The organism is Daejeonella sp. (assembly GCF_044232565.1).
Classification (GTDB): Bacteria; Bacteroidota; Bacteroidia; order Sphingobacteriales; family Sphingobacteriaceae; genus Daejeonella.
In genome coordinates this window covers 1-7,378 of sequence record NZ_JBIILQ010000139.1, presented here as the reverse complement: position 1 = coordinate 7,378, position 7,378 = coordinate 1, and the positions used below count along the sequence as shown (strand labels likewise).

The following is a 7,378-nucleotide window of genomic DNA, read 5'->3' as shown; positions in this document are numbered from 1 at the left end:
ACTCTTCAGCACCCGAAATAATCATGACACACTCCCTAATGAGGTTTACACCGTATTGAAGGAGGTTTTTTTGGTTTTCACGACCCAATTTGGAGGCTGATTCAACAAATTCAAAAATCTGACTTCCCTTATCGGCGAAAGTCATGCGCATCCATGAAGAGAATATTCGAAAATCATCACTTTCATCTTCTTTCAGCAAATTTAAAGCGGTTTGCAAATTCCCATCACTCAAATAAGCGATACGACTGGCCTGAGCTTCGGCTATATTTTTAATTTGAACGAGGTAATCAACAATATCCTGCTTATTTAAAGCGGGAATTTTAACGAGTTGTGTTCTAGATAAAATTGTATTTAGTATCTGATCCTGATTTTTTGCCACTAAAATGATCAATGTTTTTTCTGCAGGCTCCTCCAATGTCTTTAATAACCTATTCCCTTCGTTTTTTAAATATTCAGGAAGCCAAATGATCATGGTTTTATACTCCGATTCAAAGGGTTTTAGAGATAATCTTTGAAGTATATTTGAACACTCTTTTGTATTAATATTGGGCTGCTTATTTTGAGCATCTAAGCGATTTCTCCACTCATTAAGATCGAAATAAGGGTTATTTAATACCATTTCACGCCATTCTTCCAAATCGGATAATGATGTTTCCTTTTCTTTGCTTACAATAAATGGATAAGAAAAATGCAAATCAGGGTGGATCAGCTTATTAAATTTTCTACAAGAAGAACATTCACCACAACTATCTGCCTCCTGGCGAGCACTACAAGAAATAAATTGTGCATAAGCCAATGCCAATGCAAAATTACCGGAGCCATCAGGACCCAAAAACAATTGCGCATGACTAACCCGGTTTTCTTTAACCGATTGAATCAATTGTTCCTTAACTTCTTTCTGACCAATAATATCTCGAAACAGCATCGTGCAAAATAAGAAAAATTATGCTTTTAGTGGGAATCCAAATTCATAACATAAAAATACAAAATGCTCGTTTAATGATAAAACTCTTTAATCTATGTTTTAATCGGATAAGGGAATGATAAAATTCAATTTGTCTTTTCATACCCCATAAAAAGCTTAATTTTGCCCTACCAATTATAAAATTCTTTTGAAAACAGATAAAACTGCAAAATTAGCTCTTTCTAGAAAAGAGATGCAAGACTTTGGTTACAAGGTAGTTGATGCTATTGTAGATCATTTTGAAACGCAAGATCAAAAACTTCCTGTGGCAACCGCCAGCAGAAAGGAAATTGATGCCCTTTTTATGGAAGAGATTCCTGAAAAGCCAATGGCGCCCGATGATGTTCTCAATTTTGTTCTGGAAAATGTGATGGCCAACAGTAATGTGATGACTCATCCCAAGGCTTATGCATTTGTCCCCGGACCGAGTAATTATATCAGTGTGATGTCTGATACCTTAGCCACAGGATTTAACATTTTTTCAGCTGGATGGGTGGGATCGCCAGCTGCAGTGGGAATAGAAATTAATACCTTAAACTGGATGTTAAAGCTGTTTAATTTCCCAGTTAAAAAAGGTGGCGGTATTTTTACAAGCGGTGGCTCCATGGCAAATTTAACAGCTTTAGCCACTGCGCGCAAAGTGAAATGTGGGGAGGACTTTTCAAAAGCAATTATCTATTTATCAGATCAGGCGCATTCGTCCAATATTAAAGCAATTAATATCCTTGGCTTTAAAAAGGAGCAGATTAGGATCATTCCTACCGATATTGAATTTAAGTTTTCCATAAATAAACTTAAAAATGCGATTGCTAAAGATAAAATTGAGGGTTTACAACCATTTTGTTTGATTGCTTCATCAGGAACCACCAATACAGGCAGCGTTGACCCCCTCGAAGAATTATCCCTCATCTGTAAAGCAGAAAATATTTGGCTTCATGTTGATGGGGCCTATGGGGCGGCAGCTATTCTTTCAAAAAACGGCAAAAAACTTCTTAAAGGAATCGAAAAAGCCGATTCACTCACTGTTGATCCACATAAATGGCTCTTCCAACCCTACGAAATTGGATGCCTATTGGTTCAAAATCACAAATGGCTAAAAAGTACTTTTACCGAAAAGCCAGTATACCTTCGAGATATTGAGGGCAACCAATCGGAAATAAATTTTTACGATCATGGCATCGAACTTACGCGACACTTTAGGGCTTTAAAGTTCTATATGTCTATCAAAACATTCGGACTACAAGCATTTAGAAAAGCCATTGATTACAGTATTGTTCTGGCCGAAGAGGTTGAAGAACAATTGAGAGCAAGCAATAAATGGGAGGTAGTGTCGCCAGCTACACTTGCCATCATCAATTTCAGATACAATCCGGTTTCAGAGAAATTGTCTGAAAGAAAGCTTGATGCGATGAACCAAAAAATATCTGCTAAAATGATGGCCTCCGGTGAAGCGCTACTCGTAACCACCATTTTGCAAGGTCATGTGGTATTGAGAATGTGTCTGATTAACCCTAGGACTACCTTAAAGGATGTTCAAGAAACGCTGATACTTTGTGAGAAATTTGCCTTAGAATAATCATTTAGGTAATTAATATCGCTTAATCCTATATTTGAACGCATCAACAAATTTAAGCTATGCGAATTCTTGCTTTCGATTATGGTACTAAACGCATTGGCATTGCAGTAACCGACCCTTTGCAAATTATTGCAACCGGACTAGATACTATTCATCCCAAGGATATTTTGGAATATCTTAAAAAATACCTGTCATCAGAGCAAGTAGAGCTTTTTATTGTGGGTGAGCCCAAACAAATGAATGGAAATCCTTCACAATCAGCGCCTCACATAAAAGGATTTATTGGTCTATTAAACAAAAATTTTCCAGAAATACCTATTGAACGCATTGATGAACGCTTTACTTCTAAAATGGCATCCGCAGTGGTGGCTCAAAGTGGATTCAAAAAAACAGATCGCCAAAATAAAGAGCGCCTTGATACCATCTCTGCAACAATAATTCTACAAAGCTATCTCGAGAAAAAAAGCTTCGGCTTATAAAAAGAGGAAAACCCCAAAATAATTATCTTTAAGCCATGGAGCTATTAAGTGATGAATTAACAAATTATCTGGAAAATACGTGTGAGGCCGAAAACGACTTGCTCAAGCATATAAACCGAGAAACACACCTCAAGGTTTCTATGCCTAGAATGCTTTCCGGCCATTACCAAGGTCGATTATTAAGCATGATCAGTAAAATGATTAGTCCGGAGAGAATTCTCGAAATTGGCACCTTCACTGGATATGCTACACTTTGCTTAGCAGAAGGGCTCACAGAAAATGGTCGTATACATACCATCGACATTAATGTTGAATTGGAAGATATGGTGCGAGCAAATTTTAAAAAATCAGAATTTGATTCCAAAATAAGCTACCAAATTGGTGATGCCAAGAAAATTATTCCGACTTTAAACGAAACATTTGACATAGTATTTATTGATGCCGACAAAAAAAATAATGCCACTTATTATGAAATGATAATGGATAAGGTACGGTCTGGCGGACTCATACTCATTGATAATGTATTATGGAGTGGTAAAGTATTAGATCAAGAGAAATCTGATCAGAAAACATCATTTATTAGTAATTTTAATGAAATGGTAAGTTTAGATCAACGAGTTGAAAAACTGATACTACCTGTTCGAGATGGATTATTTTTAGTGAGAAAGAAATAGTTTTCAATTAAACTATTGGGGTATAAAGTTCATAAATAGTTGGCATGCCCAGCTCTTTAAAGGAATTAAAAACATAAAGCAAACCATGAAAAATATAGTAATCCTTTTATTTAGCCTAAGTATCCTAACAAGTTCTTGTGGTTTATTAAAAAGGCAGTATTCTACGCCAGTAAAAGTGGTAGAAAAACCAATAAATGTAAGTCCCACAACTTCAAAAACTGCTGCCGAAATCTACATCGATCAATTCAAGAATATCGCAATTCGCGAAATGAATAATACGGGCATTCCGGCAAGTATTACCCTCGCCCAAGGAATATTAGAGTCGGGAAGTGGAAATAGCAAACTTGCTAAAGAGGCAAACAATCATTTCGGAATAAAATGTACGAGCGATTGGGCAGGGAAAACAATTCTTGAGGACGATGATAATAAAGATGATTGCTTTAGAGTTTACAAATCTGCAGAAGACTCATTCCGCGATCATTCCGAATTTCTAAAAAGAAAACGGTATGCACCCTTATTTGAACTTCAAAAAAATGATTATCGTGGATGGGCTATCGGCTTAAAAACTGCGGGCTATGCTACCAATCCTAAGTACGCCGACTTATTAATTAGTTTGGTGGAGCGCTATAATCTTAATCGTTTTGATCAGGCAGAAAATGGAAAAATTCAAATAGTAAGGGAAGAAAAAATAGCAAAAGAGCCTGCTAATACTATCCCAAAAGAGAAAGTTGTGCTTGAAACTAAAAAAACGGTAGCCATGAAAATTTATGAAGTGAAGCCAGGCGATACCTTAGTTTCTGTTTCAAAACAATTTATGCTCGCTATTGAAGACTTAAAAAGGCTCAATGAGCTCGAAAACTCAAATTTATTTCCAGGTCAGTTACTATTAGTATCCAAATAAGTTAAAAATGTTAAATTTTACGCTAGTTTATTCATAAACTACTAGTTTTATCGTATTGAAAAAGATCATATATTTCTTATTGCTACTTTCTTTCCCCGTTTGTAGTCTTTTGGCTCAGGATAAGCCCATACAAGGGATTGTATTTGACACGGACTCTAAGCAACGCTTAACGCGTGTTTATATTTTTAATACACGAAGCGGCGAAGGGTTTTACAATACTACAAAAGGTGAATTTAAAACAAATGTACGCGAAGGCGACGTTTTGGTGGCTGCCCTGCAGGGCTATGGCGTAGATACTGTACGTGTACGTTCAGAAAGCACCATTCTTTTTTACTTAAAGCGAAATATCATTCAATTGCAGGAGGTGGTGGTAAAGGATAGCTTGGGAAGTCCTGAAGATCGATTAAAAGCAAAAATAGAAGAATACAACTCAGCTTATAGCAAAGGGGCGGTTGGGGATATTTTTTCTGTTGGAGGTAGCAATGGTGGCGGTGGCGCCGGACTCGGCATTGATGCTTTATACAGCCTATTAAGTAGGCAAGGAAGAAATGCAAGGCTATTGCAAAAAATCATTGAGCGTGATTACCGCGATGCTATAATTGAATACCGATTCACCAAAACGCTTGTAAACAAGGTGACGGGTTTAAATGGAGCTAAACTTGCCGACTTCAAACAACAATATAAGCCGGGTTATTATTTTATTCTGGAAGCCAATGATTATGAACTGATTGAATACATCAAAAAGTCCTATACATTTTATTTACAAAACCCAGCAGCATACCGTTTACAACCGCTAAATGGGAATTAGAGATTTAGGTATGGAAAAAGCTAAAAATCCTATTAAAGAGAATTCTTTTTTGTTTTTCTTTGTCTTATGTTAAAAAGAACGGTAGCAATCTTATTCATCCTATTGAGTTATAGCTCAAGCTCTTTTGCCCAAAAAGCTGAAGCTGATACCGTTTTAATAAAAGAGTTAAAACAATATCCCAAAAAAAATATCCTGCCAGTTAGGCGCCCGGTTCTGTTTCCGGAGATATTAAGCCCAATCCAGAGTCCTAATTTAATTGTTAAAGTAAATTATTGGCGTAACCTAACCCAATTCGGAATTAATGTTAACCAAGCTTCTTTCAGTGATAACTGGGGAGCGGGTGGGGTTAATTCTTTGGCCATGGGGGGACAATTTTCTTATAAAACCGATTATACCAAAACCGATAAAAACTTTGCTTCCGAATTGATTTTACAATATGGGAAACTCAAAAATAAAGATCAGCTCTCACGTAAAACAGCCGATCGTATATTTTGGGATAATAAAATAGCTCTTAAACTTTCAAAAAGCTGGTATTTCTTCGGATCGATAAACTTTGAATCACAATTTGATGTGGGCTACTCATTTTCTAAAGATGCAAAGGGGAATGAAAAAAGAACACTTCTCTCCAAGTTTATGGCTCCCGGCTATCTTACAGAATCACTAGGATTTGAGTATAAACCGGTAAAACATTTCTTCGTGCGAATTGGTACGGGTACAGCCAGACAAACCTTTGTATTGGATACTGCGCTTTATAGAACAAATCCTAAAAACTTTGGTGTGACCCCAGGAAAAACCTTTAGAAATGAGCTGGCTTTCCAGGTTGTAAGCTCCTACGATAAGGAAATAGCTAAAAACTTAATCCTGAAAAGTCGATATGCTATGTTTGCCAATTATGAAAAGCTATCAAGAATTGATAATAGGCTAGATGTTACCCTAACAGCCAATGTCAATAAACTCATTAATGTGTCCTTATCTGGTATTTTGCTCTATGATGATGATTCTGACAATAAAATGCAGGCAAGTCAAACCATGGCATTCGGACTAGTGTATAAACTCGCAAATTGACGTTTTAAGACTCAAAATTTAATTTTCTTCCTTGAATCAATAATTATTTTAGACCTATTGTTCAGAAAGCTTAACTTTGTATTTGGTAAAAGCTGATTGAAACGATGTTTGAAAATTTACAAGATAAACTTGACAGAGCCTTTAAGGTATTAAAAGGCCAGGGTAGTATTACAGAAATTAACGTGGCAGAAACCATGAAAGAGATTCGCAAAGCTCTTTTGGATGCCGATGTTAATTATAAAACCGCCAAAGCATTTACCGATGATGTAAAAGAAAAAGCACTCGGACTCAACGTTTTAACCTCCATTTCTCCAGGCCAGTTATTAACAAAGCTCATGAATGATGAGCTGGCTGCCTTAATGGGCGGCAGTGTTGATGAATTAAATATTTCAGCAAATCCTACGGTAATACTTATCGCCGGACTAAACGGTGCGGGTAAGACTACCTTTTCGGGGAAGCTTGCCAACTACCTAAAAAATCAAAAAAATAAAAAACCATTATTAGTTGCTGGTGATGTTTACCGACCTGCAGCAATTGATCAACTTGAAATTCTTGGCGGGCAGATCGGGGTACCGGTTTATACTGACCGTACTTCCAAAGATCCTGTGGCCATTGCAATGGCTGGAATTGCTGAGGCAAAAAAGAACGGACAAAATGTAGTGATCATCGATACTGCCGGTCGTTTGGCGATTGATGAGGGATTGATGAAAGAGATCGCTGAGGTAAAGGCACAAACAAAACCACATGAGATCCTGTTTGTAGTCGATTCTATGACCGGTCAGGATGCGGTAAATACTGCCAAAGCATTCAATGATCGTCTTGATTTTACAGGTGTTGTTTTAACAAAATTAGATGGTGATACTCGTGGTGGTGCTGCCCTCTCTATAAAATCTGTTGTTAATAAACCCATC

General features: G+C 36.9%; 8 protein-coding genes. 7 read left to right on the top strand and 1 reads right to left on the bottom strand.

The window, feature by feature from the left end; all coding sequences use genetic code 11:
* On the bottom strand, positions 1-925 hold a 925-nt coding region (locus tag ACILQF_RS08545), incomplete at its 3' end, for an ATP-binding protein (RefSeq protein ID WP_395626997.1).
* Between the two features lie 187 nt (positions 926-1,112).
* On the opposite strand from ACILQF_RS08545, the gene ACILQF_RS08540 reads away from it, so the two are divergent.
* From ACILQF_RS08540 to ACILQF_RS08510, 7 genes are all read left to right on the top strand, one after another.
* Positions 1,113-2,540 carry a pyridoxal phosphate-dependent decarboxylase family protein gene (locus ACILQF_RS08540; protein ID WP_395626996.1) on the top strand — a complete coding sequence of 476 codons (1,428 nt, stop codon included), beginning with the start codon at positions 1,113-1,115 and terminating at the stop codon, positions 2,538-2,540.
* Between the two features lie 59 nt (positions 2,541-2,599).
* Positions 2,600-3,019: a Holliday junction resolvase RuvX gene (gene ruvX / locus ACILQF_RS08535; RefSeq protein ID WP_395626995.1), complete on the top strand. Its 420-nt coding sequence runs from the start codon at positions 2,600-2,602 to the stop codon at positions 3,017-3,019.
* Between the two features lie 35 nt (positions 3,020-3,054).
* On the top strand, positions 3,055-3,693 hold the full coding sequence (locus tag ACILQF_RS08530) for an O-methyltransferase (protein ID WP_395626994.1): 639 nt from the start codon (positions 3,055-3,057) through the stop codon (positions 3,691-3,693).
* Positions 3,694-3,778: 85 nt separating this feature from the next.
* Entirely contained in the window at positions 3,779-4,594 is an 816-nt protein-coding gene (locus tag ACILQF_RS08525) for a glucosaminidase domain-containing protein (protein WP_395626993.1), read from the top strand.
* 55 nt (positions 4,595-4,649) lie between these two features.
* A complete protein-coding gene (locus ACILQF_RS08520) occupies positions 4,650-5,402 on the top strand; it encodes a hypothetical protein (protein ID WP_395626992.1) in 753 nt (250 codons plus the stop codon).
* A 66-nt stretch (positions 5,403-5,468) separates the two neighbouring features.
* Complete coding sequence (locus ACILQF_RS08515; protein WP_395626991.1) at positions 5,469-6,467, top strand: DUF3078 domain-containing protein; 999 nt, start codon at positions 5,469-5,471, stop codon at positions 6,465-6,467.
* Between the two features lie 104 nt (positions 6,468-6,571).
* Positions 6,572-7,378, top strand: an 807-nt coding sequence (locus ACILQF_RS08510; RefSeq protein ID WP_395626990.1) for a signal recognition particle protein, incomplete at its 3' end; no start/stop codon positions are given.